This window comes from Rhodococcus sp. ENV425, from assembly GCF_002887785.1.
Taxonomy (GTDB): domain Bacteria; phylum Actinomycetota; class Actinomycetes; order Mycobacteriales; family Mycobacteriaceae; genus Rhodococcus; species Rhodococcus aetherivorans.
On record NZ_PCZU01000280.1, the window covers coordinates 3,008 to 5,068 of the forward strand.

Annotated in this window: 1 protein-coding gene; it reads right to left on the reverse strand. The window is 73.1% G+C overall.

What is annotated here, in order from left to right:
- Positions 1–2,061: amino acid adenylation domain-containing protein (locus CQZ88_RS30270; protein ID WP_219727536.1), on the reverse strand; the 2,061-nt coding region annotated here is incomplete at both ends.

Consider the following 2,061-nt stretch of genomic DNA (forward strand, 5'->3'; position numbering starts at 1 on the left):
GGTATTCCACGGTGCCGTCGGTGCGCCAGCGCACCACGTCGCCGGTGCGGTACATCCGCTCCCCCGGCGCCCCGAACGGGTCGGCGACGAACCGGGACGCGGTGAGCTCGGGTCGGCGGTGGTAGCCGCGGGCCAGGCCGGCGCCGGCGATGTAGAGCTCGCCGGCGACCCCGATGGGGACGGGCCGCAGCCGTTCGTCGAGGACGACCTCGTGGAAGCCGATGGCGGGGCCACCGACGGTGACGGTGGTGTCCGGGCGCATGTCGGGGCTGACGCTGGTCTCGATGGTGGCCTCGGACGGGCCGTAGCCGTTGTACATGTGGCGGCCCGGCGCCCAGCGGTCGACCAGTTCCGGCGGGCAGGCCTCCCCGGCGACGACGAGCACGCGCAGCTCGTCGAGGCCCGCGGGATCGAGCGACGCGAGGGCGGTGGGGGTGACGAACGCGTGGGTGATGCGTTCCTCGCGCAGGATGCGGGCGAGTTCCTCGCCGCCGTAGACGCTGGGCGGCACGATGACGAGGGTGGCGCCGGCGCAGAACGCCTTGGTCAGCTCGAAGAGGGACGCGTCGAAGCTCGGCGACGCCAGGTGCGAGACGCGGGCCCGATGGGTGATCGAGAAGTGTTCGCGCACTTCGGCGTTGAGGTTGGTCAGGCCGCGGTGGGTGACGACGACGCCCTTCGGGCGGCCGGTCGAGCCGGAAGTGTAGATCAGGTATGCCGGATGGTCGTACCGTAGCGGGGTGCGGCGGTCGTCGTCGGTGACCGGGGCGGGCGAGACGTCGTCGAGGCGGCGGCGCAGGCCGGGGTCGTCGAGCAGCAGCCACGACACCGCGTCCGCGGGCCACACGTCGCGGTGGGCGGTGGTGGTCAGGCCGAGGGTGGCCCGGCAGTCGTCGAGCATGTAGGCGATCCGCTCGGGCGGGTAGCCGGGGTCGACGGGGACGAACGCCGCCCCGGACTTGGTCACCGCCCACACCGCCGCGACCGACTCGATTGAACGCGAAATTCCCAGGGCCACGAAGGATTCCGGTCCGACCCCGTGGCTCGTGAGGACGCGGGCGAGCCGGTTGGACCAGGCGTCGAGCTCACCGTAGGTGACGGTGCGGCCTTCGAAGGACAGGGCGACCGCCTCCGGCACGATCGCCGCCACCGACGACAGCAGTTCGGGCCACAGCTGAGGGGAGACCGCGGGCCGGCCCCGCGCCGGGGCCAGGGTGGCGAGCTCACGCGGGGTGACGATCTCCACGTCCCCCACCGTCACGGACGCATCCGCGGTGACCGCGTCGAGGATCCGCACGAACCGGTCCGCGAACGAGGCGACCGTGTCCGCGTCGAACAGGTCGGTGGCGTAGGTGAACGCCGCCCGCACGCCGGATCCGCCGCCGGGCCGCTCGGCGATCGACAGCTGCAGGTCGAACGGCGACAGGCCGGGATCGAGGTCGAGCACCCGCGCCGTCGCCCCCGGCAGCGCGATCTCGGGGCGCTCGATGTCCTGGAACTCGAGCAGCACCTGGAACAGCGGGGGGTAGGACGTCGACCGGGGCGGGTCGAGGGCCTCGACGAGCCGCTCGAACGGGACGTCGGCCTGGCCGAACGCCGCCAGGTCCGCCGAACGGACCCGCCGCAACAGCGAGTCGAACCGTTCGCGTTCGTCCACTCGGGCCCGCAGCACCACGGTGTTGACGAACATGCCGACCAGATCGTCGAGGGCGCGGTCACCGCGCCCGGCGACGGGGGTGCCGACCACGATGTCGTCGCTGGTGGACAGCCGGGCCAGCAGCACCGCCAGCGCCGCATGCACGACCATGAACAACGACGCGTCGTGCTCGCGGGCCAGCGCGAGCATGCCGCGGTGGGTGTCGGCGTCGATCTCGAACGCCACGCGGGCACCGCGCCCGGACTGCTGCACCGGGCGGGGCCGGTCCCACGGCAGCTCGAGCAGTTCCGGCGCCCCGGCCAGCGCGTCGTGCCAGAACGCGAGCTGCCGGGCGGCGGTGGAGGCGGGATCGGACTCGTCGCCCAGCACGGTGTGCTGCCACAGCGTGTAGTCGGCGTACTGCA